The 25,206-nt window shown below is 47.9% G+C and carries 16 protein-coding genes; 5 read left to right on the top strand and 11 right to left on the bottom strand.

Annotated features, from left to right (window positions below; genetic code table 11):
* Window positions 1–72 precede the first annotated feature (72 nt).
* Together BC343_RS05400 and BC343_RS05395 are read right to left on the bottom strand one after the other, a co-directional pair.
* Window positions 73–642 (bottom strand): hypothetical protein, encoded by a 570-nt coding sequence (locus BC343_RS05400; RefSeq protein ID WP_143822071.1) that lies wholly within the window; start codon window positions 640–642, stop codon window positions 73–75.
* Between the two features lie 72 nt (window positions 643–714).
* Complete coding sequence (locus tag BC343_RS05395) at window positions 715–2,256, bottom strand: M81 family metallopeptidase (protein ID WP_078346708.1); 1,542 nt, start codon at window positions 2,254–2,256, stop codon at window positions 715–717.
* A 155-nt stretch (window positions 2,257–2,411) separates the two neighbouring features.
* Between BC343_RS05395 and BC343_RS05390 the strand changes: the two genes are divergently transcribed.
* Window positions 2,412–3,455 carry an NAD(P)H-dependent flavin oxidoreductase gene (locus BC343_RS05390; RefSeq protein WP_078346780.1) on the top strand — a complete coding sequence of 348 codons (1,044 nt, stop codon included), beginning with the start codon at window positions 2,412–2,414 and terminating at the stop codon, window positions 3,453–3,455.
* Window positions 3,456–3,459: 4 nt separating this feature from the next.
* On the opposite strand, the gene BC343_RS05385 is transcribed toward BC343_RS05390, so the two are convergent.
* From BC343_RS05385 to BC343_RS05375, 3 genes are read right to left on the bottom strand one after another with little or no spacing between them, the layout of a single operon-like run.
* Window positions 3,460–4,572 carry a sensor histidine kinase gene (locus tag BC343_RS05385; RefSeq protein ID WP_078346707.1) on the bottom strand — a complete coding sequence of 371 codons (1,113 nt, stop codon included), beginning with the start codon at window positions 4,570–4,572 and terminating at the stop codon, window positions 3,460–3,462.
* A gap of 2 nt (window positions 4,573–4,574) precedes the next feature.
* A complete protein-coding gene (locus tag BC343_RS05380; protein ID WP_078346706.1) occupies window positions 4,575–5,402 on the bottom strand; it encodes a CheR family methyltransferase in 828 nt (275 codons plus the stop codon).
* Between the two features lies 1 nt (window position 5,403).
* On the bottom strand, window positions 5,404–8,415 hold the full coding sequence (locus BC343_RS05375; protein ID WP_078346705.1) for a hybrid sensor histidine kinase/response regulator: 3,012 nt from the start codon (window positions 8,413–8,415) through the stop codon (window positions 5,404–5,406).
* 219 nt (window positions 8,416–8,634) lie between these two features.
* Between BC343_RS05375 and BC343_RS05370 the strand changes: the two genes are divergently transcribed.
* The 3 genes from BC343_RS05370 to BC343_RS05360 all read left to right on the top strand — a co-directional run bounded on the left by BC343_RS05370 (window position 8,635) and on the right by BC343_RS05360 (window position 13,501).
* Window positions 8,635–9,042, top strand: coding sequence for a BLUF domain-containing protein (locus BC343_RS05370; protein ID WP_162276826.1), 408 nt, complete (start codon window positions 8,635–8,637; stop codon window positions 9,040–9,042).
* A gap of 179 nt (window positions 9,043–9,221) precedes the next feature.
* Window positions 9,222–12,833, top strand: a complete 3,612-nt coding sequence (locus tag BC343_RS05365; protein ID WP_078346703.1) for an ABC transporter permease — start codon at window positions 9,222–9,224, stop codon at window positions 12,831–12,833.
* Between the two features lie 17 nt (window positions 12,834–12,850).
* A complete protein-coding gene (locus BC343_RS05360) occupies window positions 12,851–13,501 on the top strand; it encodes a hypothetical protein (RefSeq protein WP_143822069.1) in 651 nt (216 codons plus the stop codon).
* Window positions 13,502–13,558: 57 nt separating this feature from the next.
* On the opposite strand, the gene BC343_RS05355 is transcribed toward BC343_RS05360, so the two are convergent.
* The 6 genes from BC343_RS05355 to BC343_RS05330 form a co-directional block, all read right to left on the bottom strand.
* Entirely contained in the window at window positions 13,559–14,911 is a 1,353-nt protein-coding gene (locus BC343_RS05355; protein ID WP_078346701.1) for an alkaline phosphatase family protein, read from the bottom strand.
* A 13-nt stretch (window positions 14,912–14,924) separates the two neighbouring features.
* A complete protein-coding gene (locus BC343_RS05350) occupies window positions 14,925–15,968 on the bottom strand; it encodes a metallophosphoesterase (RefSeq protein WP_143822068.1) in 1,044 nt (347 codons plus the stop codon).
* A 63-nt stretch (window positions 15,969–16,031) separates the two neighbouring features.
* On the bottom strand, window positions 16,032–17,567 hold the full coding sequence (locus BC343_RS05345) for a RagB/SusD family nutrient uptake outer membrane protein (RefSeq protein ID WP_078346699.1): 1,536 nt from the start codon (window positions 17,565–17,567) through the stop codon (window positions 16,032–16,034).
* A 24-nt stretch (window positions 17,568–17,591) separates the two neighbouring features.
* Window positions 17,592–20,924 carry a SusC/RagA family TonB-linked outer membrane protein gene (locus tag BC343_RS05340; RefSeq protein WP_238381707.1) on the bottom strand — a complete coding sequence of 1,111 codons (3,333 nt, stop codon included), beginning with the start codon at window positions 20,922–20,924 and terminating at the stop codon, window positions 17,592–17,594.
* Between the two features lie 116 nt (window positions 20,925–21,040).
* Window positions 21,041–21,979 carry a FecR family protein gene (locus tag BC343_RS05335; protein ID WP_078346697.1) on the bottom strand — a complete coding sequence of 313 codons (939 nt, stop codon included), beginning with the start codon at window positions 21,977–21,979 and terminating at the stop codon, window positions 21,041–21,043.
* A gap of 73 nt (window positions 21,980–22,052) precedes the next feature.
* Window positions 22,053–22,652: an RNA polymerase sigma factor gene (locus BC343_RS05330; RefSeq protein ID WP_078346696.1), complete on the bottom strand. Its 600-nt coding sequence runs from the start codon at window positions 22,650–22,652 to the stop codon at window positions 22,053–22,055.
* A gap of 414 nt (window positions 22,653–23,066) precedes the next feature.
* Here BC343_RS05330 and BC343_RS05325 point away from each other — a divergent pair, with 414 nt between their 5' ends.
* Window positions 23,067–25,127 carry a glycoside hydrolase family protein gene (locus tag BC343_RS05325; protein ID WP_078346695.1) on the top strand — a complete coding sequence of 687 codons (2,061 nt, stop codon included), beginning with the start codon at window positions 23,067–23,069 and terminating at the stop codon, window positions 25,125–25,127.
* Window positions 25,128–25,206 lie beyond the last annotated feature (79 nt).

The raw sequence follows: 25,206 nt of genomic DNA, 5'->3' as shown, positions 1-25,206 counted from the left end.
CTCAAAAGCACAACGCCCCGGCCGAAAGGCTGGGGCGTTTGTGTTTATACATGGTGGAATTACACTCCACGGTTATTTAGGCTTTTCGTGGTAAGCTTGTATAATCTCCTCCATATCGCCGTAACGCAAATCCTTATTTTTTACCTGCGCCCAAAGCTCCGGTTTATCTACTAATACGTTTTCCATCACTTCCATAAAATTTTTACGGGTTAGCCGGGTTACATAATCCGGGTTAACCCCATAGTAATAGTGTGATGATGTAGAAGGGCCCTGTTGCGGTCCTCCGGGATAGCCCTGAAATAAGCGGTAAATTTTGAGCGGGGTGTTTAGCTCTACCCTTAAAACATTCTCATCCAAAGTAGTATCGTTTGATACTACAAAGCTATCTGCAGCTACTGTAAAAGCCTTCAGCTCATACGTACTTATCTTGATCTTTTTGTCCGCTTTCTCTTTTTTGAAGCTGATAATGTGATCGTCGCCCCATGTTGTGCCCATACCGGGCGGCTGCCACGAGATCAGCCCCGAAACTTTATTTCCGGCCAGGTCATAATAGCTACCGGGCTTCCAGCCGGAATTTAAATATTGTGCTTGCGATATGGCTGCACTAAGCATTAAAATTAAAAAAGGGACGAACTTGCGCATAGTTTAGGTGTTTTTGGGGCAAGTTACATAATTTCGCTATTAACCAGCCCCAAAACGATAGTTTACCTAACCTTACTTCCCCGACAACGGTATAAACCTCGCCGACAGATCGGGTTCTGCCATGTTTTTATCGAAGGGGAACATGGGACGAACGATGCGCTTGTAAGGCAGGTGCTCAATATCCTGATCTACGCCGCCGGGGGTTAGGGCCAGCAGCCAGTCGGCACGCATGGCGTATAGTTCGGGTTCAAGGTAGCCAATTTTTACTACTACAATGTCAGCAGTGCGGGGGTTGAGGCCCAGGCGGGTAAAATCGATCTCTTTATGGTATGGCTTGCGTTTTTTTGTAACGATGACGTGCACGCTACCCACTTTCACCACAACTTCCACCTCGGCATCTTTATCGCCATAAACAATAGATTCAACCGTTCCGTTCAGTTGCACCGGCGGCGCGAACCTTGCGTCAACTGCGGCACCCGCTGTTCCGCTAACGGGTTTGCCTACACCTGCGGCAATTGCTTTGGCAACCAATTCGGGGCCGGGGATAGAGGCATAAAGCAACGATGGGCCGCTTTCGCTTTTAAACTCCGGGCGTTTCAATATTTCGGTCAGCGTCCATGTAGCATCACCTGCACCACCGGCGGTTGGGTTATCGCCCGAGTCGCTGATGTAGAAAGGATGTTTAGCGCTGGCCAATGCTTTTTCCAAACAATATTTCAAGTCTCCGGTTGGCGCTACAAAGGCGAACTCGTTGCGTTTATCCCAAAAATAGTGCGCCAGTTTTTCGGCAGTGATTTTTACTTTTTGTTTATCATCACCGGTAACCATTACTACGGCACGATTGCGCGGTTCGTCGGCCCAGGCATAGCCTATCCAAATAGCAGCATCAACAATACCGGGCTGTACCGATGCAGGTGCCACCTGAGCATAAATGCTCTTCCCGGGTTCTATACGGGTACTGGTTTTTTCGCCGGGCAGCAATACGGGTACGGGTATCCAGGCTTTGTAAAGCGGTTTGCCCTTGCCGCTGTTAATACGGTCGATCAGGTTCTTTACCGCCCTGGCTTTGGTTTGCATGGCATCCTCGTGTGGGGCCATACGGTAGCAGGTGATCAAATCGGAGTTTTGGGCAAGGCGTTCGGATACATTGCCATGCAGATCCATTGAGGTGGAGATGATGGTTTTAAAACCCACCACTTTGCGTATGCGTTGGATCATGTCGCCCTCGGGGTCGTCCAACCCCACCACGCTCATGGCGCCGTGGATATCAAAATACAAGCCATCGTAAGGCAGGTGCTTTTTAAGCGAATCGAGGGTTTTACCCACCAGCGACTCATAAGCCGCGCGGGTAACTGCACCGCCGGGCAGCGATTTACCAACTACCGTAGGCACCCAGTTAGCCTGTTTCCGCAAAGCAGAATCAGCAGCGAGAAAAGGGTATCTCGAAAAAACATCCGCGGCATAAGTAGCGTGAAAAGCTTCTTCCTCAGTAAGCGCGGGCGAGAAGGTGCTCGATTCGATGCCCAAACCGGCTATGGCAATTTTGGGAAGCTTTTGGGCCAAAACTGTGCTAATAGTAAGAGAAAATACAGCAGCAAAAATAATTTTCTTCATAAAGATATTTGTGGGGGTAACGATGTGTAAATGCCCGCTCTGCACAGGCGAACGAGGGGCGATGCTCAAATATAACAAAATGCAGCTTAGTTAGGTAAGGCGCATGCGCTTGGCCAACAATTGCTACCTTGCAACACATCAAGCCCGAAACAACCATGCGTGATCTAAAAACACTGCTTAACATCGACTACCCTATTGTACAAGCACCCATGTTAGGAGTAACCACGCCCGCCATGGTAGCCGCCGCGGTCAATACCGGTGCGTTGGGTTCGTTACCCGTTGGCGGCCTTTCGCCCGATCGCACCCGCGAGCTTATCCGTGCCACTAAAGCACTAACCAACAAATCTTTCTCCGTTAACTTGTTCGCACACCAACCGGCACCGGAAGTTAATAAGCAGCAGATCGATAAGATGCAGGCTTTTTTGGCGGAATTATGCAAGGAATTTGGCATTCCCTTTCAGCCTCAGGATCCGGATAGTTTTCGTTTTTATTATTACGAGGACCTGGTAGAGGTTCTATTAGAAGAAAACATCCGCATGGTAAGCTTCACATTCGGCAACCTGAAGCCCGAAGTTATCGGTACCTTAAAAGCGAAGGGCACCATACTCATCGGCACAGCTACCAGTGTTGCAGAAGCAGTGGCACTGACAAATTCGGGCATAGATATCATTACTGTGCAGGGCATCGAGGCAGGCGGGCATCGGGGTAGTTTTTTGCCCGACCAACCGTTACCGCAGGTTGGCTTGTTCTCGCTACTGCCTCAAATAGCAGATGCGGTAAGCTTGCAATTACTGGCAGCAGGCGGCATCTATAATGCAGCAACCGTAAAAGCGGCTTTTGCCCTCGGTGCATCGGGTATACAGGTGGGCAGTTTGTTCATCACCGCCGACGAGAGTGCCGCCAGCGAAGCTTATAAAAACGCGGTGCTTAGCGCAACGGATGCATCTACTGCGCTCACCCGTGCCTTTTCGGGCAGGTGGGCGCGAGGTATACAAAATGAGTTTATGGCAAGGATGGAAGCATCGGGACTTTCTATCCCCTACTACACCATTCAAAACCAACTGATGAGTGGCATTCGTGCGTATGCGCAACAACACAGCATTAAAGATTTTATTGCCCTGTGGGCCGGGCAAGCGGCGGGCAAAAGTAAACGTGCATGCACCTATCAGATCATTACCGAATTGATAGCTATGCTTTAATGCGTTACACCATCCGCTTCAACCACTGGAAATAGAACGTGCTGCCTTCGCCGGGAACAGAATCTACGCTGATCTTACCGCCCTGCTCTTCCACGTGCATCTTCATGATGTTGAGGCCCACGCCCGTGCTCGAATCGCGCGAGGAAGCGTTGGTAGTGGTTTCGAACAGGTTGAAGATACGCTCCTGGTCTTCTTTGGCTATGCCGGCACCGTTATCTTTCACGTAAAACTTATAAAATTCACCATCTTCCTGGTGGCCAACGGCAATTTCACCTTTTGGCTTATCGTTATACTTTATGGCATTGGTGAGCAGGTTTTGAAACACCTGCTGTAATTTCAGTTTGTGCGTCTGTATGGTCGGCAGCTTGTTATCTACCTCGATAGATATGTGGCTTGGTGGGAAAAGCAACTTAGCCATCTCACGCACCAGGTCATCCACGTCGAACTCCTCGAGGCTATGTTTGCTATGCGAATCGCGGCTGTACTCCAATATCGAACCTATCATTTGCACCAAGTGGGTAGATGCATCCAGCATCAGCTTAAAGTAATCGAGCAATTCTTCTGATGAAGTGATACGTTCATCATCTTTCATGAATTGTAAAAGGCTCACCACACCGGCGAGGGGCGATTTCAGATCGTGCGCCACCACGAACATAAAGCGCTCCAGTTGCTTATTTATCTTGTCTTTCAGTTCAATGGTGTTCCTTAGTTCGCGCTGGTAAAGGTACAGGTCTTCAAAAACCCTCACCTTTGATTGTGTTACCGCTATATGCAGCGGTTTCTGCAAATAATCTACCGCCCCTTCGGCGTAACCTTTCAGCACATGCTCCAACTCGGTATTAATAGCGGTCACGAAAATGATGGATATATCGCGCGTTTTGGGGTTCGATTTCAGGATGTTAGCTACCTCGAAACCATCGATATCTGGCATCTGCACATCGAGCATTATCAACCCAATATCCTCGTTGCGAAGGGCTACTTTAAGTGCCTCGTTACCCGAGCGTGCTTTAAGGAATATGCGGTTGGGCGCTTCGAGGATGTTCTCGAGCGACACCAGGTTCTCGTCGCGGTCGTCAACCAATAAAATGGTGAATGGTTGTTTTTCAGAATTTATCATATCTATGAGGGAAGGGGTTCTGTTTTATATATGCGCCATGGTTTATCCACAGCGGCAAATTTTTTAGCGAATGCCGATGTACTTATCGATTCGTTATTACCCAGCACCAGGTAGCCGCCTGCATCCAAGCTATCGGCGAACAGGCCTAACGCACGGTTTTGTAGAGCCCGTTTAAAGTAGATAAGCACATTGCGGCACAATATCAACTGGAAATGGTTGAATGAGGCATCGGTAGCCAGGTTGTGCACCGAGCAATAGATGTTGCGGCGCAATTCGCGGTCTATTATGGCACCATCGTACCGGGCAGTATAATAGCCCGAAAAATCATGCGCACCGCCGGCCTGCTGGTAATTGGTAGTGTATTGCTTCATTTTGGCAAGCGGCAGTATACCCTGAGCCGCTTTCTCCACATTGCTTGCATTCAGATCGGTAGCGTAAATGCGGCAACGGGGCAGCAAACCGTTCTCGTGCAGTAATATCGCCATCGAAAATGCTTCCTCGCCGGTAGAGCAGCCCGCGTGCCAAATGCGTATCACGGCATGCTTGTCCAGCTCGGGTAAAACCGTTTCGCGGAAGGCGCGGAAAAAGCCGGGGTCGCGAAACATCTCGGTAACGTTAACGGTAAGCGAATCGAGCAGCCACGAAAAAAAGGCAGCATCATTCGTAATATGGTATTTGAGGTCGGCCAACGGCACGTTAGCTATCTGGGCAAAGCGCACAAAACGGCGCCGCAACGAACCCTCGGCATAACCGCCAAGATCGTAGCTGTAGCGAGCCCTGATCACATCAAGGATCTCTGCCATTTCGCTTATTGCCAGTTCGCTCTCCATATTATTTTGCCGATAGCCAAACCCTTAGAAGGGAAAGCAGTTGCTGATTGTTTACGGGTTTGGTAATGTAATCTGACGCACCGGCGGCGAGGCATTTCTCGCGGTCGCCGAGCATGGCTTTGGCGGTTAATGCAATTACCGGCAGTTCTTCTAATGCGGGTATTGCCCTGATGGCCTGCATGGCCTCGTAACCATCCATCTCGGGCATCATTACATCCATTAATACCAGGCTTACTTCGCGGTGCTTATCAAGAAGTTCCAATGCCTCGCGCCCGTGCTCTGCTGTCAGCACATGCATGCCATACTCTTCCAATAGTGCCGAGAGGGCGTATATATTGCGCATATCATCATCGGCCAGCAAAATGGTTTTGCCCATCAGTACCGAATCCGACTCGCCCACAAATTTGCCGGGCACTTGCACTTTCTTATTATCGGCCATATGGTTCAGGAAAAGTTCCACCTCATCAAGCAAGCGCTTGCCTGCCTGCGCCGAAGGGCTAATGAGTGCGTCGGCATATGGTTGAAACTGCTTGGTATCAGCAGCGCTCAACTGTTGCCCAAAGCAGGCGATGATGTGCGTCTGTTTTGCCGCTGCGCGCAGTTGCTGCAATTGCGCTAAGGCCAGTTGCTGATCGGCATTTATATCTACTATCAGGCAATCCACATCGGCCGCGGCCAACTGCTTCAATGCTTGTTGTATATCTGCCGTAACATCGTATATGGTGCCCGCAAATTTTGTTTGCGAAAGTGTTTTCATAAAAGGCTGCAAGGCCGAACCGTCGGCACTAAACAGCAGCACTTTTTTATAATGCTGGCGTATGTAAGTTTCTATACCGCTAAAGGTAAAGGCAAGTTCCTGGGCACTCACGGGCTTTTGCACAAAAGCTTCGATATGGCGGGCGGGCAGATCCAACCCATCAAGCGCCGATATCACATGCACGGGAATATGCTGCAGCTCGGAGTCGGCCTTTAATGTACGCAGAATGTGCTGGCCACTTATCACCGGCAGGTTAAGATCAATGATGATGGCCGATGGCAGGTACTTACGGGCATAAAAAAGCCCCTCGTCACCGGTGAGGGCAATGATGGTCTTAAAGCCCCTATCCGCTGCGTAATCGCTTACGGTGCGGGCGAAGTTCACATCGTCTTCTATAATAAGCAAACTGCGCTGGCTGGGTAACAAGGCCTCGCGGTCGTCTTTTAACTGAGTTTGCTCGTGTATGCCTTCTTCCGGTTCAATGGTTCCGGTAGCGCCATCGGGCTGTACCAGCGGCAATGTAACGGTAAAGGTACTACCGCTGCCGGGGGTGCTTGCCACACCAATACGGCCACCCAACCGGGCAACCAGTTCTTTACTGATAGATAGCCCCAACCCTGTGCCGCCATAACGGCGTGTAGTGGCACCGTCGGCCTGCTGGAAGGCCTCGAATATCAGTTGTTGTTTCTCTTGCGGTATACCTACGCCTGTATCGCTCACGCTTATTTGCAGGGCATTTTCGGTGGCAGAGAAACTTAGCTCTACCCTACCCTTATCCGGCGTGAATTTGAACGCATTCGAAAGCAGGTTCTTCACCACCTGGCCTAAACGCTGTTTATCGGTTTGTATGCTGAACTGAGCCGGCGTGGAATTATTTATAACAAAATTGATGTGTTTTTTGGCCGCTACGGCAGTAAAGGCCTGCTTCATATCGGCAGCCATGGTCTCAATGCCAACTTCCAGTATATTAAATTCTACCTTACCAGCCTCGATCTTCGAGAGGTCGAGCACATCATTAATAAGGTTCAACAGGTCGGCGCCCGATTGGTATACGATGCGCAGGTTATCCAACTGGCGGTCGGTAAGGTTTTTATCCTTATTCTCCTGCATTAGGGCAGTTAGTATCAGCACGCTATTGAGCGGGGTGCGCAATTCGTGGCTCATATTGGCCAAAAACTCTGATTTATATTTGCCCGAACGTTCCAAATCGTCGTTCTTGCGCTGCATTTCAACACCGGCAACCTCTAACGATTCGGTCTTTTCTTCCAGTACCTGGTTTATGCGGGTAAGTTCTTCCTCTTTAATTTTCAGGTCCTCTTCCGAGGCCATTAGCTCCTCGGCCTGCAGGCCCAGTTCTTCGTTGCTTTGGCGCAATTCTTCCTGCTGCGCTTCCAATACGTTACGCTGGCTTTCGGTTATGTCCTGCAACCTGGCTGCTGAAATACCCAATGCTATATTTACGGCCATATCCTGCAGCAGCGTGGTTACCCGTTTCACCTCGCCACCAAAGCCGCCGAATTCAATAAGGCCTATCAATTCGTCCTTTTTCCAGAGCGGTAAAAATATCAGCGTATCGGGCAGGGCCGCACCGCTTCCCGATGCCATTTGCCAATAGCCGGCGGGCACATTATCAACCACGCTAAGCTGCCTGCGGTTGGCCGCGGCACCAACAAGCCCCTCGCCCAACTTTACTTTATGAACGTTAGCCATAGGTACACCAACTGTTCCTGCGCAAACCAGCGTGTGGTGCTCTGTATCCAGCGTATAGCAAACCGCGCAAGGTAAACCTAAATAGGCAGCCAAAGCATCCAGGGTGCTTTTTACCAGCTCTTCTAAAGTATCGTTACCCATCAGGCTGTTTTTTATCTGCCTGATGCCGTCGAGCTGCCAATTGGTAGCGCTGGTGATATCGTTTATCCGATTCAGTTCATCGTACTTTTCGTTTAATTCCTGTTCGGCTTTAGCACGATTGCGCGATTCAACAATTACCACCCTCATGAGTCCGATAACCACCAGCAGAATGAGAATAGTACCTATGCCAACGGTAAAGATCGACTGGCTTGATGCCAGCAAATCCCGAGCAGCTTGTTGTTTTAAAGATGAATATGCGGTAATGCCAACAACGGCAACCAAGATAATGGCAAGGGCGAACCAGGGTAAAAAACGTTTGTTGATCATGGTGATCGGTACTATGTTGTAATAAAGTAGCTGCAAATAATTAACGGCGCATTCCCCGGCTATTGGGTGTAATGCCATCGTATATCAATAGAAATAGCACCGATATTAGATCGGGTATTATTAGGGGGGAGCAGTGTTGTAAAGCCAAAACCCGACTTTAACAACGGGCATTTCTAAAGTGATGAAAATACGCAGATTACAGCTAAAGGTTTCTAATCCTGTCCTAAAAAAAGAACAACTTTTGGTTGTGAGAAAATCCTTTTATCCCTAATTTACTCCATGTATATTCGTGATACTATGAAATACCTCATCTATCTAAGCACCGCTGTTGACCTGCTTGATGAGCAGGAGATACACAACCTATTGGCCAAAAGCCGCGCGCGCAATGCCTCTAACGATATTACCGGTATACTGCTTTACCACGAAGGCAACTTTATACAATTGCTGGAGGGCGAACAAGCCAAAGTTGACGAAACACTGGAGCGTATAGCCGGCGACCCATCGCACAAAAACATTATTGTAATAGATGAGGGAGACCTGGACGAAAGAAATTTTGGTGCATGGTCTATGGGGTATCAAAAAGCAACCGCTAAAGAGTTGGCTGATATAGAAGCTTACACCGACCCGCAAAAGTTGGAGCAGGCAAGCGGCAGCCACCCGGCGCTTTCTATCCTGAAAACATTTGTGAAAACGAATTTAGGTTAGTGGCTATTTAACCACGGAGAACACAGAGGTTACGCGGAGGTTCGCAGAGAGCTTTGCATGCGGCTTTCTCAGACTTTATATATAAGCCTTTTCGGAGAAACCGGGAAGGCTTTTTTGTTGCTTTTGGATTTGGTTAAAATGCTAACTTAGTGAGATAAACCAATTGACCTCATTTTTAAGTGAACCCCGATACCATCCATATAGGCTTTTACGGGCTTGTTATGCTGGCCGCCATTTGCGTTGGGCTTACGCTTGCTGCGTTGCTATGGTTGGCACCAAAGGCTAATAGAAACGCGAACCGGTATTTGGCGGTATTACTTGGTATTATCGCTTTGTGGATGGGGAGCGTACTGGTATCTGATGTCTATACATTTCCGCTTTCGAATGTATTGTTGGCTTTTGCTTTAGCTTCTCAGGGCCCAATTATCCTTTTTTATACGCGGCAGGTTACACAACCCGAATATGCGTTATGCTGGAAGGATGTTTTGCATCTAATTCCCCTTTGGGGTGTTTCAGCCATAGTGACAGCATTTCCGCAATTACCGGGCTGGCTGCTTTTTGCACCGGTATCTGCGGTGGCTTTGGCGTATTTGTATTGGAGTTATCGCCTAACTGAAGCTTATTACCACCAACAAAAATTCAACGATGGCGACCGCCGGCGGAACAAATTGCGCTGGCTGCAACACTTTTTAGCGGGATGGTGTGTGTTGTGGGCGTTTTACCTGATGGTTGTTATTGCTGACGAATTTTATTTGTCCCATCGGTTATCTGCTGATGCCCGTTTCATGATGCCCTTGATGTTTACCTCTTGGCTTATCCGCTTAGCTGCACGCGCTTTGTTGACACCAGACATTGGTGTGTCGCCGGCTATGGCAACGGTTTTAAAACCGCTCCTATCACCCGAACTTCGACAGAAGGCAACGCTACTGAAAAAAGAAGTAAAAGAGAACCGCTATTACCAGGACCCCGAATTGAGCCTTGCCTCACTTGCCCAAAAGCTTGGGATGCATACGCATGAGCTATCGCGTGTACTGAACACTGTGCTCAAGAAAAGCTTTAACGACTTTGTGAACGAGTACCGGGTGCAGGAAGTGGCCCGCAAAATGCAGGACCCCGCCTATATTCACCTTACCCTGCTGGGCATAGCCTACGAATCGGGCTTTAATTCAAAAACCACCTTCAACCGTATTTTTAAACAAATGGCGGGCATCAACCCTGCCGAATATAAAGAGTTACTGAAAAAAGAGCGCCCAACTTATAAGATGGAGCGTTCGCCATTGCTTACCACTGTAGTTTCGGACCATAATGCCCGCAGCAATTGGGCGCAAGAAAAAACCAACCGAAACTATATGTTTAAGAACTATTTCAAGATAGCCCGCCGCAATTTGATGCGCAATAAAGGGTACACTGCTATTAATATTACCGGTCTGGCCGTTGGCATTGCCGTTTGTTTGGCCATATTCATCATCATCCAATATCAAAGCAGTTTTGATAATTTCCACCCGAATAAAAACCGCGTATACCGCTTACTTACCGAGTATCACCACTCCGAAACGGGGACGGTAACTTACGGCAAAGATGTTGCCTTCCCCTTCCCAAAAGGCTTGCAAACGGAGTTTCCGCAGGCAGAGGTAGCCCCTATTTTTGCCAGCAAGAACGACCACCTGACGGTACTGGATGGCAATGGCACTCCCACCAAAATTTTCAAGGAAACGAGAGGTGTATTTATCACCTCGCTGGCCTTCTTCAAAATGTTCAACTTTCCGCTGCTGGCAGGTTCATATGCTTCGCTGCAAGACCCTAACAACGTTTTACTAAGCAAAGAAACCGCCGAGAAATACTTTGGCGGTTGGCAAAACGCCATAGGCAAAACGCTGAAGGTGCAAATAGGCGGCTACATGTTCGAGCATGGGATGGATATAGTGAAGGTATCGGGCATTTTGGCAAACCCTCCCGTAAATTCCGATTTCCAGCTAAAAGTAGTAATGAGTTACGGCACGGGTTTCACCGGCGAATACTTATCTAAAAACACCGATTGGGATGGCACTGTGATAGATTACGGATGTTATGTGATGCTTCCAGAGGGCACCAATGCCGATAGTTTTAATCAACAATTGCAAGCCTATTCCCGAAAAGTAGAATCGCCGGGCAACAACGATAGCCACATGATACAGCCCCTGAACGCGGTACATTACGATACGCAGGTGGGCAATTACGGTAATAAAACCATCAGCCGGCAATTGCTTAATGTGCTGTGGCTTATTGCTGCGTTCATCCTGCTAATCGCCTGCGTAAACTTTATCAATCTATCTACCGCGCAGGCCGTTAAACGCGCCAAAGAAGTTGGCGTGCGTAAAGTATTGGGCAGTAGCCGCGGGCAATTGCAAGCTCAGTTTATTGCAGAAACCTTTTTAATAGTAAGCGGTGCCGTATTACTGGCCGTATTAATTACCCTTTTTGCGCTGCCCTCAATTAGCAACTTGCTGGAACTTTCATTATCATTCAACCTATTTACCGACCCAGCCATTGCCCTGTTCTTGTTCGCTGTAGTGGTTATCGTAACTGCGCTGGCGGGTTTTTACCCGTCGGTTGTTCTTTCGCGTTTTAACCCGGTCAATGCGCTAAAAAGTAAACTCAGCGCCAGCCCCTCGGGTGGAATTTCGTTGCGACGCGGATTGGTAGTATTTCAGTTCATTATAGCGCAGGCGCTTATTATCGGCACGTTCATCATCGTTAGGCAGATGAATTATTTTATGGAGCAGCCGCTTGGTTTTGATAAGGAAGCCATCATTACTGCCCCTTTCCGGGTTGATAGCGCCAGCATGAGTAAAATGGAATATGTGAAGAACAGGCTGCTGGCGCTGAATAATGTGAAGTCGGCAACCTTTAGTTCCAATACCCCCATCGAGAATGGCGACGATACCTGGAGCGCCCTAAAGTACGACCATGCACAGAAAGAATCGGGCTTTAAAGCGATTACCAAATTTGCCGACGACGATTACGCACGCACCTACCAACTGAAACTGATAGCCGGTCGCGACTTAAAACCCTCGGGCATGACGCGCGAGTTTTTGGTGAACGAGGCCCTGCTGAAAAGCCTGGGCATTAAAAAGCCTGAAGATATATTGAACAAAGAAATAAGTATTTGGAACGGACAAATAACCTGCCCGGTAGTTGGCGTGGTGAAAGATTTTAACGACCGCTCCTTTCGCGATAAGCTTGCCCCACTGCTTATTACCACTAACAACACCATGTACAACCAGGCGGCCATCAAACTGGCTACAGGCAACTTCCCCGCTACGGTGCAGGCGGTAAAAGAAGTGTGGGAACAAACCTTCCCCGATATGGTATTCGAGTACAAGTTCCTGGATGAAAAGATAGGCAACTTCTACAAACAGGAGAACCAGCTATCGCAGTTGTACAAGATATTCTCAGCCGTTGCCATATTCCTGAGTTGCCTCGGGCTATACGGGTTGGCATCGTTCATGGCCGTACAACGCGTGAAAGAGGTAGGCATACGCAAAGTGCTTGGCGCTTCGGCGGGGAGCATTGTTTATTTGTTTTCACGGGAGTTTGTGGTGCTCATCGGTATCGCCTTTGCCATTGCAACGCCCATTGCCTGGTACTACATGCACCAATGGCTGCAAGATTATGCTTATCGCATCAATATCAGCTGGTGGCTATTCGTTGCGGCAGGGTTGGCCGCCATCATTATTGCATTGGCTACTATCAGCTTCCAGGCAATAAAATCGGCATTAGCCAACCCTGTGAAGAGTTTGAAGAGTGAGTAAAACTTAAAAATGACACCATGAAAAAGTGCTTTCTGTTTTTAGTAGTTATGGTTTTGTTTTCGGCTTGCTCTGTAGTAAGTAAGCAATATTATTACGAACCATCCGCGGCTCATGTGGCCGTGGCAGATAAAGCAAAGGGCGCGCAAACCATACAAAACGAGATAGGCCTAACCGACAGCACGGGGAGTAAAATAGGTTCGGTAATTACCGCCAACGGTATCGGGGTGCCCTTGTGGATGGGTCCACCGTTCGTACCCGTGGTACCCATAGGCGTGATGAACCTGTTCAGTAAAAAAAACAGGGAGTTCGAAATAGATATTACCGTAAAACCGGGCACGGGCTATTTTACCCGTTTGGCTATCGATAGCGTTCAATACCACAGGTTAGCCGATTCGTTAGCTGCAATTCGTGTGATGACAGCAGCAACTTTGCAACATACCCAATGCTATATCATTATAAACGGCAGCACCAAAGTGCCCGTGCAGGTGAAAGAGTTTTTTATGGGCGATGGCAATGTATATCGTTACCGTTTTCATGCGTCAGTTACTTTCAAAAAAGTGCGGCAGCTAAACATAGTAACCGGCAACCCGTTATTAGATAAGCAGTTGAAAAATGTAATTTACAACCGCAAACAACGGCTGCATTATTTGATAATTGGGATGAGTTAAAAGCAAAGAAGCCTCACATCTATCGATTTGAGGCTTCCTGTTAGTTACTTCCGCAGTTTATTTATTCAGGAATAGCCCGGGATAAAGCACGCCCTCAACATCAGGCATTTGCAAGTTCAGCAGCTTGGCTACGATAGGGGCAATATCCTCCTGCCCTATCAATGGCAATACTACGCCTTGCTTTATGCCGCTACCGAAGACTACAAAACCGGTTTGTATCTCTTTAAAATCGGTGGGCATATATCCGTGGGTGCCACCTTTCGCGGCAGTTAATAAGTTACCTTTTGCCGTAGCGCCAAAGCTGATGCCTTGGTAGGCTGCCAATGCGAGCGCTGCGGTTGGGTCGCCTTGTGCGGTGGCTATTTCGGCTTTGTTTACTATGTGGTAAAGTTTTTTAACGCCATCGGGCAGGGCAGCAAGCGCTTTGTTCACTTTATCAAGCGTTGCTTTATCGTTAGCATCGCGCAGGTGTAAAAATGCCGAGCCGCCACTTGCCTGGAAGTAAGCCTTCCAGCTCGCCTTATCTGCATCGTTATACAAACCTAAACCCGCTAACATTACGTTAGGATTTACCTGGGTGTGTATATCCACAAAACCATGGTCGCCGGTGATGATGAAGGTGGTGCTGTCTTTTAGTCCCGCCATTTCAATAGCATCGAAAATTGTTTTCAGGGCAACATCTACCCCTACTACTGCTGAGCGCACTTTGTCGCCATCGCGGCCTTGCTCGTGCTCAAAGTGGTCGGTAAGGCCAATGTGTATGGCCAAAAAGCCCGGTTTATATTTGCGCAGGATGTAGGCCGCCATGCGCGATTTATTTTGGTCGTTAGTGTAATTATCCAGCGTTGCGCCAAATTCGCCCAGTTTGCCAATGGCATTATCCTGCACCTCCTGGAAAAGTTCTTTCGGGTTCGATTCTTCGTAAAGTGCTTTTATCTCATCCTTTTTCTCGCCTTTATTTTTCGGTAGGATTACGTATTCGGGCAGGTTATAATCAATAGGCGCGCCGACGGTAACCGGCCAGCTTACGCCTGCAGTCACAAGGCCTGCGCTTTTGGCGGCCGTCCATAAAGTTGGTACTTTAATATCTTTGTAATACCAAAACCATTTGCCGGTTATACCCAACGGCTCTACTGGGGTGTTGTAATAAATACCGTGCTTGGCCGGGCGCACGCCAGATATGATGGTGGTATGCGATGGATAAGTAACCGTTGGGAAGCTACCGCGAACGCCCTCGGCATACGAGCCGGTTTGCATGCCCTGGCGCAGGTTCACCATACCCCACGATGGGTCGAGGTAAAACTCGGGGCGCAGGCCATCTATGCTAATGAGTACTACGTGTTTGTTTTGCGCTTTAACCGCAGTGGTTAAAAGCAGGCAGGCGAGTATGCCTTTGAATATTTTGTTCATGGTAATTGACTTATTATTTGGATGATGCTTTATCGAACAGGGGAACAGTAAACTGGCTGTCGGCATCTGTTTCGTTGATGTTGGCATAAGGCGAGAAAGTTCTCACGCTTAGCTCGTTCTTTTTTACCGAGAATTTGTAAAGGCGCATTAAGCCGTTGCCGCCGTTAGGCCTGCTCTGGTAATCGCTCAGGAAGGTTTTAACGGTGTTGCCCTCGTAAACATCGGCGCGGTAGCCTTCGCCGTTATCGCCAACGTGACCGCAAAGCATCATAAACAGGTTGGAGTTGCCTTTCAGCCCTTCGTAAATGGCTTTGCCTTCGGCATTAAAAGGAGCCTGCGGGATATTGCTGCCGGTAACAGGGTTAAAGTGGATGATAGAATGGCTTACTACAATAGCTTTACGTTGGGCATTCTCTTTCAGGATAGTATTGGCCCATGCGTACAGGTTGGCCTGGTCTTCGTTATGCGAATCGAATTCTAAAAACACAACAATAAAGTCCACACCACCGGCAGTGAATTTATCGTAATGGCTATCGTTATTGTTGCCATAGTGGCCACCGTAATACGGGCGTCCTTCAAAATGTTTTACTCCGAAATATTGGTTATAGCCATTGGTACTGCCTTTAACGGGGTACTGCGATGGGTACTGGTCGTGGTTACCAACAGTTAACCCGTATGGGATGCTCACCGGGTTCTCTAAACCGTAAATAGCCTTTTTAGCCAGATACCATTCCGAGCGGGCCGTTACCGGGTTATCGCCATGTTCCGTAATATCGCCCATGTGGGCTACGTAGGCAATATTCTCTTTTACCTGGTTCTTCTTTATCCAGTCTATTTGCGCCAAAAACATATCGAAGGAGCCGCCCAATTGCGCCTGCGCCAGGTAGTATTGTGTATCGGGAATGACGGCTATCGAAAAATCGCCGGGTTTTACTACCGCGGGCGTACCGGGAGTGTTCAAAACGGTATCCGCCTTTATGGATTCGGCGTTCGCACCCATCGCTGTAAAGCATAAGCCCGTAAGCAAAGCCGTCAGCGTGTTTATTGTATTCTTCATATTTAAAGTGATGTATCGAGGAAAATTTAAAGGCAGGCAAATTGCCCGCCCTTAAGTGAAATATTAATAGCCCGGGTTTTGTATCATCCCGGCAGGGTTCAACTCTACCTCGTATTGTGGTATAGGGAACAGCAGCTTGTTTTGGTTAAGCATATAAGCATCAGGCGTAAGGTAGTTCACCTGTGTTTTTAATACGGCGCCAAATACATTAACGGTTTCAATGGCTTTACCTGTGCGTACCAAGTCGTTCCAGCGATGGTTTTCAAAGGCCAGCTCTACGCGGCGCTCGTGTGCAATTACATCGCGCATGGTGTTTTGGTCGGCAGCAGTAGTGGTTAAACCGGCGCGGCCGCGTACAGCGCTTAATGCGGTAACCGGCGATTTGCCTTGCTCATTCTGTGCTTCAGCCAGTAATAGCAAAGCATCCGAGTAGCGATAGATAGGGAAGTTATCGCCGGAGCCGAGGTTTGTAGCAAGCGGTGCGTGTACATATTTTTTAATGTATGGCACACCAATTTTACCAGCAGTTGGCGTATAACCAATAATGCTTTTGTTTGCCGAATAAACGAACAGGTCGCTTGCGTTGTACGCGCCTTCTACAATGCCTATAGAAGCATCAAGGCGTTTATCATCGGGCTCGTAGCTGTTAATCAGGTCCTGGCTTGGGGTGTTCCAACCACCGGTAGAGCTGTTGTTAATGTTTATACCCAATACAATGCTGGTATTTGTACTGCGCGGCAAAAAGTGGAAAGTTAGCGGGTTTGGCGTTGTACCCAATACGGTACCATTAAGGTACTGCACTTCGAATAATGACTCCTTGCTGTTTTTGTTGGCCGGCGAAAACGCGTCAGCATAATTGGCATTTAAACCGTAGCCCATAGCGGGCAGGGTGTTCAACAAAGTTTCTGCATCGGCCCATTTCTTTTGGGTGGCATAAACTTCGGCCAGCAGCATAGTAGCCGAGCCTTTGGTAGCATAACCTGTTTGCGGGAATTTGGTAGGTGCCGCCAATTCACTTACGGCATCCGTTGCATCTTTAATGATCTGGGCATACACTTCCTCAACCGACGAGCGGTTTTTGAAGGCATCATCGGCACCTTTCACTTCGTTCAAAAACAGCGGCAGGCCACCAAATAACCTTACCAGCTTAAAGTAATAAAATGCCCTTAAAAACTTAGCTTCGCCATCGAATGGCGCTTTAACAGCCGCATCGAAAGTAGCAGTTTGTAAACGGTCGATAACGATATTGGTACGCGATATACCGGTATAGCAGTGCTGCCAAACGGCGTTGGCATAATCGTTAGTGGGTGTATTGGTAAAGTTGGATATCTGCTCGCGGTAGATATACGCCGTACCACGGTTGCTGGGGTATGGCTGGTAAATAGTATTATCTGAGTGCATTTCCGAAGTGAAATAATCATTCAGCAATACATCCCTAAGCGGAGCGTAGGCCGCAATTACTGCTTGTTTAAATTGATCGGGCGTTTTATAGAAAGATGCGTCAGTGTACGAATCTTCGGGCACCAGGTTTATAAAGTCTTTTTTGCACGATGCCGCCGTTACGGTTAGCAGGGCAAGTATGATATATATCTTTTTCATGTAGTTTTAGCTAAAGGGTATCTACTATTTAAAGGTTGCCGACAGGCCCACAGAGAAGGTTCTTGGAATAGGGTAAGCATTCTCGTCAACGCCTATGCCCAGGGTTGGGTCCTGGCCGGCGAAGTTGATCTCGGGGTTCAAACCCGAGTAACCGGTTATTACAAATGCCTGTTGTACCGATCCGTACACCCTCAGGCTTTTCACCAATGTATTTTTAACATTGATGCGGTAACCCAGCGAAATGTTTTTGATAGACAGGTACGAGCCATTCTCAACCCATTGCGAGTTCACCTGTCGGCCCATGGCGGTAGTACCGGTTTTAGTACGCGGATATATGCCCGAACCTGGGTTCTCTTCGCTCCTCCAGCGATCTGCAGCAGCGGCAAGCATCACCCTCGAGCCATCCAGGTTGCTTTGGTAGGCCCATTTTGCAGCATTGAGTATTTTACTGCCAACAGAAAACGCGGTGTGAATATTCAGGTCGAAATTACCGTAGCTGAAGTTATTGGTTAAACCACCGGTAAAGGTTGGGGTTGGGTCGCCTATAAAAGTACGGTCGTTAACGTCATCAATCACGCCATCACCGTTAATGTCTTTAACCTTAATGGTACCCACATCTGATGCGCTGCCGTATTTAGCAGAGTTGGCCAGGTCGTTAGCATCTTTGTATAAGCCCAAAAACACAAAGCCATAAAACTCACCTAAGTGATGCCCTTCCTGCTGGCGGTAGTAATCGGAAGAAACGGTATTGTTTCTGCGGATGTAGCCCGGGTCTACCAGGTCCTTAATAATATTCCTGTCGAACGAAATATTGAAGTTGGTATTCCATTTCAGCTTGCCGGTTAAGTTAGTGCTGCTAACCGATATCTCGTGGCCCCATAATGCCACCACACCAACGTTATCCAAAATATTCGTAAAACCCGAAGCACGCGGAATAGGGCGGCTCATGATCAAACCATCAGATATTTTGTGGTAGTAATCGTAGGTAATGTTGAGGCGGTTGTGCAGTAACGATAAGTCGAAACCGATATCGAACTGTTTGTTACGTTCCCAGCGCAGGTTGGCGTTCTGCAACCTGTTGATGCTTTGGCCGGCATCCGGGCCATAGTAGTATTTGCCCAACGTTGCCTGTGCCTCGTAGTTGCCAAAAAAGTTGTTACCGGTAATACCGTAGCTGGCGCGGATCTTGAACAGATCGAGCCCTTTTATATTCTGCATAAAGCTTTCGTCGCTTACCACCCAGCCGGCAGACACCGATGGGAAGGTACCATACTTTTGGTCGGCACCAAAACGCGAAGAACCATCTCGGCGCACAGCACCCTGTAACATGTATTTGCCTTTGTAGTTATAATTTACACGCGCAATGCTCGATAACAGCGAGTATGCCGAATAAGTACTGTTACCTGCAGATAAACTGGTAGCAGCAGTTAAGTAAGGGATATTATCATCCGGGAAACCTAAACCGGTCAACGTACTATTATACCCGCTATATTTTTGTGCAGAATAGCCCCCCAGTATTTCGATGTTATGGTCGTTAGCAAAGGTTTTATTGTAAACCAAATTCGCTTCTGCGGTGTAAGAACCGTTATCGTTAGAGGTAGCGGTACCTGTTGGGTTGCCGACGGTTGAGCTTACCACGCCCGATTGATAATACTTGCGGCTCTCGTTGCCTTTATCAACCGCGAAGTTGGTTTTCAGGCTAAGCCCTTTTACAAATTCGTAGTTTAAGTAAGCATTACCCAAAATACGGGTGGTTTTATAATCGTCCTGCGTAAGGTTGAACTGGGCCAATGGGTTAATGTAGGCAACCATGCCCGGCGAATACGTATCCCGATTATAAGTACCGTCTTCGTTGTAAGGCGATTTCAGCGGACTTGCCTCGAATATCCTCTCGAACAAACCACCCACACCATCGGTACCTAAACGATTGTTATGATCTAAGCGGTAACTTGGCGCTATGTTAAAGCCCAGTTTAAGGCGGTTGTTCAGCATGCTCACATCCTGGTTTATCCTTAACGAGTATAATTTGGTACCGGTGTTTATCAGCACACCTTGTTGTTCCTGGTAACCCACAATAACGGTAGACGAAGAGTTTTCGCGGGCCGACTGCACCGTAAGGTCGTAGTTCTGGATAGGCGCTGTGCGGGTAAGCAGTTTATACCAGTTGGTGCCTTCGCCGTATTGGTCGGGGTTTTGATATTCAACCGGGGTGGCGGTGGTATAACCCGGCTCGTATTTGCGGGCATCCTCAAATTTCTCCTTCATGTACTGCGCAAAACCACGGGCATCCATCATTTTAGGCACACGCTCGCTCGGAATTTTTTGCACACCGTAATTAGAGTTAAATTGTATTTGGGTTTCGCCGGGTTTAGCATGCTTGGTGGTTATCAAAATAACGCCATTGGCTGCCCTGGAACCATATAGCGCGGTAGCCGAAGCATCTTTTAAAACGCTGTAGCTTTCTATTTCCGATGGGTTAATATTGTTGATGCTGCCGGTAACAGGCGCACCATCTATTACAATAAGCGGTTGGTTGCTGGCATAAAAAGATGCCGCACCACGTATCCTGAACTCCACGCCACGGCCGGGCTGCCCACTGGTTTGCGCAATATGCACACCGGCAATTTTGCCCTGCAATTGCTGCGCAAATTGCACAACGGGCATATCATCAAGCTGTTTAGCATTGAGTTGCGCAATAGAGCCGGTCACCTCTCTCGATTTTTGCTTACCGTAACTTACGGTAACCTCCTGTAACATAGCACCCGCAAGCATTTTAACGTTAGTTACCGTGGTACGATCGCCGCTTACGGTAATATCAACTTCCGCCTGCCTGAAACCAACGAAAGAAACCGTTAGTTTATAATTGCCTTCGGGCACGGTTAGTGTGTAATTACCATTAACATCGGTAGTTGCGCCAATGGTAGTGCCGGCAATACGTATAGTGGCGCCGGGTAGCGGTTCACCTGTATCGTCCGTTACTTTACCGGAAACTTTACCGGCTGCCTGTTTAAACAACAGAATGTTGCCGCCCTGTTCTTTAAAGCCGATACCTTGCTGTGTAAGTATCCCTGCAAGGATAGCTTCTACGGTTTGGCCCTGGTAGTTTGCGGGCTTCACTTGCTTATCGGCAAGTTTTAGGTAAACCTCGTCGTAGGCAAAAACTACGTTAGCTTTCTTTTCGAGTTTTTTAACTACTGCCGAGAGCGTTTCGTTTTCGAAAGAAATGTCGATACGCGTACTAATGCCCTGGGCATTTAGGCCGGTTGCCTGCACAGATAGCAGGCCCGTAAATAATATCGTAAAAAGTAGAAATGAAATGCGCATAAACTGCCTCCATAACTGTGAGTGAAAATTCATATTTTTGATTGCTTTGTAATATTAATTGATTGCTGAGCCGGGCAAACCGCGCGTCGAAAACATGGTTTGCTTAAAATTTAGGCCGGTTTCTGCTGCAACAGAAGCCGGTTATTTTTTTAGTACAGTACTACTTCATTCCCCTCCTTTTTGAAATGTGTGTTGTGCATTAAACTGATAACTTTTAAAGCCTCATCTGCCGATACATTACGGCGCAGGCGCATGGTGAACTGGTAGCGCGCAACCTCCGGGTTAGCGGCTTTTAACTTAAGCCCGTAAAGGTTTTTAACCACCACGGCCAGTTCATCAAAATTGGCTTGTGTGAGGTAAGTGTCGCCATCTTTCCAGCTTTGCGTTGCCGAGACATCTATATTGTTTAGTTTGTGTGTTTGGGTTTGGTTATCAAACATTAACTGCTGCCCGGGCGTAAGAAAGGATAATGTTTTGCCGCCCGCAATTACAGCCACCTTACCGGTTGCCACCGCAACGCTGGTACGCTTTAGGGCTGCATAAGCATTTACATTAAAGGATGTACCTAATACCTGCACCTGCAAAAGGCCGGTGTTCACCCGGAATGGTTGGGTTGTTTTGTGCTTTACCTGCAGAAAAACCTCGCCTTCATCAAGCAGAACGTTGCGTACGGCCCCATCAAAAGATACCGGCACCCGCACTGTGCTTAGCGAGTTTACCCACATCACCGAGCTATCGGGCAGGGTAACCTCTTTCACCTCTCCCGCTTTGGTATGCAGCGTGGTATACACGATATTTTCGGATGAACGCTTTTTAAAATTGTAGAAGAATAGGGCAATGCCCGATACCAGCACCAGGCTTGCGGCAATGCTATAGCGAGCCCAATTGAGTTTTACCGGCGTAGCCGTAGCCCCGTTTATTTTTTGGCGGATGGCGTTTTTAATGGCTTCCTTTTCGGGGGCGCTTATTTCCGCTTCCTCTGCCGACTGGTACGACCGGTACCAAGCCTCAACTATGGCGCTCTCGGTTTCGTTGGAGGTGCCTTTTAAATACCGCTGTAATTTATTTCTGAATTTTTTGATATCCATTCCCGGGGCTTTTCAGTAGTAAGTCGCTGAAAAAGGCCGGAGGTACTTATAATTACAATTAAGCTTGTATTAATTATTTGTTAAGGATGGCAATCAGGAGTGCAAGGTAGGTAACCTGCTTTTCAGGGTGTTTTTCAATAATGGCTATGCGCAGGCGACGCAACACTTCGGAGATGTAGTTCTTTACAGTTTGCTCAGCCACGCCCAGTTCACCGGCTATTTGTTTCACGGGCTTGTTCTCGCTGCGCAGCTGGTAAACCTTTTGCAGCATATCAGGCATTTTACTCAACGCATCTTCCAGGGTTTTCTCCAGTTCAAAGTACCCCGCGTTTTCGTTGATAGATGCCTCCAGCAATTCCACGCGCTGCAAGGCATCGTCGAGCCGCACCTCATTTACATTCTTGGAGCGAAAGTGGCTTATCACGCTAAAACGCACGGCGCTAAGCAAATAATTTTCGAGTGATAATTGTATGGTGAGTTTATGGCGGCGTTCCCAAAGTTTAATGAACAGTTCCTGAACAATGTCCTGCGCAACAGAATCATCATCTACACGAGCAAGCGCCGCGCGGTACAGGCGTTCCCAATAACGGTCGAACAGCAGATCAAAGGACGAATGGTCACCATCCTTTATTCGTAGTAATAATTCCGTATCTGAAACCTGCTGTTCGATCATACCTCACCGCAAAAGTACAGAGCCAATGTTAAGTTAATTTTAAGGAATATGCTATAAGGCGCATGTTATACAACTATAGGGTGGAAACCTACACTGGTATATTTTCACCTCAAAATAAATCATTTGCTTTAAACGTTTAAAGTGATACATTTGCTACGACCAATTAGTACTATAAGCCTTCGGAAAATAAAAGCACCCCGAAATTATTAACCGTTTTAGCTTAAGCTTCATTTGGATTACAGCGCTATTCTGAGATTTGAAGGCATAATTAACAACTACCTTTTATGGGGTACACACGCAGAATCAAGGGTATTATTTAAAAGGCGACTTAAACGATTAAGTTTGATGGCAAAGGGGGGCTTAGTTTATATAGCTTATTCTATTTAAAATACTATAGACACTTAAACTTATACAATGAAACACTCGTTCGCGAAAAAGTCCTTTTTGATAGCCGGGATAGCAGCCGGTTTGTTTTGGCAGGGTTGCGCTACCAGTAAAAAAGCCGCACAGCTCACTTTACAGTCAACGCCCTGGCATTTCGCTAATGGCATAGCATCAAATCAATTATCTCAACAAAAAACAAGCGCAGCATTCCCAGTACCGCCTGCCAAAAGCAGCTTTACCGTAAAACTAAAGGCCAACCTGCAACCTACTGACCCTACTAAAACCCTTCTCGAAATCCCGGGTGTGTTAAAGGTTACTACCTACAAAGCCAATCCTGCCGACAGGAAAATGCAGAACTACCCCGCCTACCCTATGCCCGATGGCACGGTACCTGTGTTAGAAGCTTCACTCAAGCTATACCCAAAGGCAGAAGAACCCGGGCGCGATATGGTGGTGGGCATACCATTAGCTATGCTGAAAAAGCCATTCGGTGAGCACGAGATAGCGCTCGACTTTTCGGGCGTGCGCTGGACTTTGTACGTAGACGATGAACTTGTTGATAATGACTTCCCCCTCGGTTATCCAAAATGGGAGGGCCAAAATACCTGGAAAATTAACCCGGCATTAGTTTCAAACGCCGAGCTATTTATCCCGGGACTTAAACCCGAAAAGGTGGCTTTGCAAACACCGCGTACTTCGCCCGAAATACAATACTGGACACCCGGATACCACAATGCCTGGGTAGGCGATGTTGCCACGCTGTACCACAACGGCAGGTACCATGTATTTTATTTGTTCGACCGCCGTGGCCACGCCAGCAAATTCGGTAAAGGCGGGCATTATTTTGAGCACATTTCCACAACCGATTTTAAAACCTGGACCGAGCACGAAGCCGCAACCCCGATAGAAGAACAATGGGAAACCTTCGGCACCGGAACACCTTTTATATTCGACAACAAGCTATCCATCAGCTATGGGTTGCATACCACCAGGCTTTACCCCAAGGAGCAAACCGCCTTACCTTTGCTATGGGATTACTACAACAAGAACGGCGTTACCGGTACTGTTAAGTACGATACGCTATCGGTATATCCTGCTGGTTCCACCTATTCTGTTAGCGAAGACGGCATCAGTAATTTCCATAAAACCAAAATACTTTTCCACCCCTGCGAAAACCCAAGCGTATATACCGACCCGGAAGGGCGCCTGCGTATGCTGGCCAACTATGGCGCAAAGGGCACCTGGGAATCTAAAGACATTGCCGGTGGCTGGCGTTCTATCAATCCCGGTTTCCCTCCCGGAGGCGATTGTACTTTCTTTTTCCGATGGGGTAAATACGATTACGTTATCGGGGGCTTTACGGGCTTTTGGACCAAACCCGCCGCAGCACCTGAAGGAGATTTTACAGATGGCGTAAAAGCCGGTCTGGATTTTTATAACGGCATGAATGTGCCTGCTGTAAGCCAGGTAAAAGACGGGCGCTTCATCATAGCCGGTTGGATACCGATAGCTGGCTGGGGCGGCGCCCTCGGCATTCACGAAATGATCCAATCTCCGGAAGGAAGAATAGGCACCAAGTGGATGGAAGAGATAATTCCTCAAACACAGTCGGCAAAGGCTATAAATGAAGGTTTGGGCATTCCGGTAACTGTAGATAAGCCCTCGTTTATGCTCACTTTCGATGTGGAGCCGGGCGAAGATGTGGCATCGAAACTGGGCGTACTTTTGGAAGGCGCAGGCAGCGAGGCACAAGCCTGCGAAATGCAAGTTAGCCCCGGTGCAAAAAGGGCACAATATGGTATTGGAAAACCCGGCAGCTTTGCCGATGCGGAAAAAAGCTTGCGCGAAGGCGGCGCGCCGCAAAGCGTGCGTAACTATGCTATTGAAAATTTATCGCACACGGATAAGCCATTTACCGTTCGCATGCTCTTGAAATACAGCGATAAATTTGGCGGCACTTTAATTGATACCGAAATAGCCGGCGAGCGCACCATGATATCCTTCAGGCCGAACCTGAAAATTAACAACTTAACCTTCAGAAACAGCGGGTTAAAAGTCAAAAACGTTAAAATAGCTTCGCTTAAATATTAACCGTCAAAGCCGGCAATTTTAGCCAAAGCATATACAAATCATCAATAATTAAGGCTCAGATCTTTTGGTTTGAGCCTTA

The sequence above is a fragment of the Mucilaginibacter pedocola genome (assembly GCF_002013915.1).
Taxonomy (GTDB): domain Bacteria; phylum Bacteroidota; class Bacteroidia; order Sphingobacteriales; family Sphingobacteriaceae; genus Mucilaginibacter; species Mucilaginibacter pedocola.
This window is presented reverse-complemented; position numbering and strand designations above follow the sequence as displayed.

What these genes read in the sequence shown, in the direction of transcription:
- BC343_RS05400 (WP_143822071.1), bottom strand. Translation starts at nt 642, where the DNA reads ATGCGCAAGTTCGTCCCTTTTTTAATTTTAATGCTTAGTGCAGCCATA.
- BC343_RS05395 (WP_078346708.1), bottom strand. Translation starts at nt 2,256, where the DNA reads ATGAAGAAAATTATTTTTGCTGCTGTATTTTCTCTTACTATTAGCACA.
- BC343_RS05390 (WP_078346780.1), top strand. Translation starts at nt 2,412, where the DNA reads ATGCGTGATCTAAAAACACTGCTTAACATCGACTACCCTATTGTACAA.
- BC343_RS05385 (WP_078346707.1), bottom strand. Translation starts at nt 4,572, where the DNA reads ATGATAAATTCTGAAAAACAACCATTCACCATTTTATTGGTTGACGAC.
- BC343_RS05380 (WP_078346706.1), bottom strand. Translation starts at nt 5,402, where the DNA reads ATGGAGAGCGAACTGGCAATAAGCGAAATGGCAGAGATCCTTGATGTG.
- BC343_RS05375 (WP_078346705.1), bottom strand. Translation starts at nt 8,415, where the DNA reads ATGGCATTACACCCAATAGCCGGGGAATGCGCCGTTAATTATTTGCAG.
- BC343_RS05370 (WP_162276826.1), top strand. Translation starts at nt 8,635, where the DNA reads ATGAAATACCTCATCTATCTAAGCACCGCTGTTGACCTGCTTGATGAG.
- BC343_RS05360 (WP_143822069.1), top strand. Translation starts at nt 12,851, where the DNA reads ATGAAAAAGTGCTTTCTGTTTTTAGTAGTTATGGTTTTGTTTTCGGCT.
- BC343_RS05355 (WP_078346701.1), bottom strand. Translation starts at nt 14,911, where the DNA reads ATGAACAAAATATTCAAAGGCATACTCGCCTGCCTGCTTTTAACCACT.
- BC343_RS05350 (WP_143822068.1), bottom strand. Translation starts at nt 15,968, where the DNA reads ATGAAGAATACAATAAACACGCTGACGGCTTTGCTTACGGGCTTATGC.
- BC343_RS05345 (WP_078346699.1), bottom strand. Translation starts at nt 17,567, where the DNA reads ATGAAAAAGATATATATCATACTTGCCCTGCTAACCGTAACGGCGGCA.
- BC343_RS05340 (WP_238381707.1), bottom strand. Translation starts at nt 20,924, where the DNA reads ATGAATTTTCACTCACAGTTATGGAGGCAGTTTATGCGCATTTCATTT.
- BC343_RS05335 (WP_078346697.1), bottom strand. Translation starts at nt 21,979, where the DNA reads ATGGATATCAAAAAATTCAGAAATAAATTACAGCGGTATTTAAAAGGC.
- BC343_RS05330 (WP_078346696.1), bottom strand. Translation starts at nt 22,652, where the DNA reads ATGATCGAACAGCAGGTTTCAGATACGGAATTATTACTACGAATAAAG.
- BC343_RS05325 (WP_078346695.1), top strand. Translation starts at nt 23,067, where the DNA reads ATGAAACACTCGTTCGCGAAAAAGTCCTTTTTGATAGCCGGGATAGCA.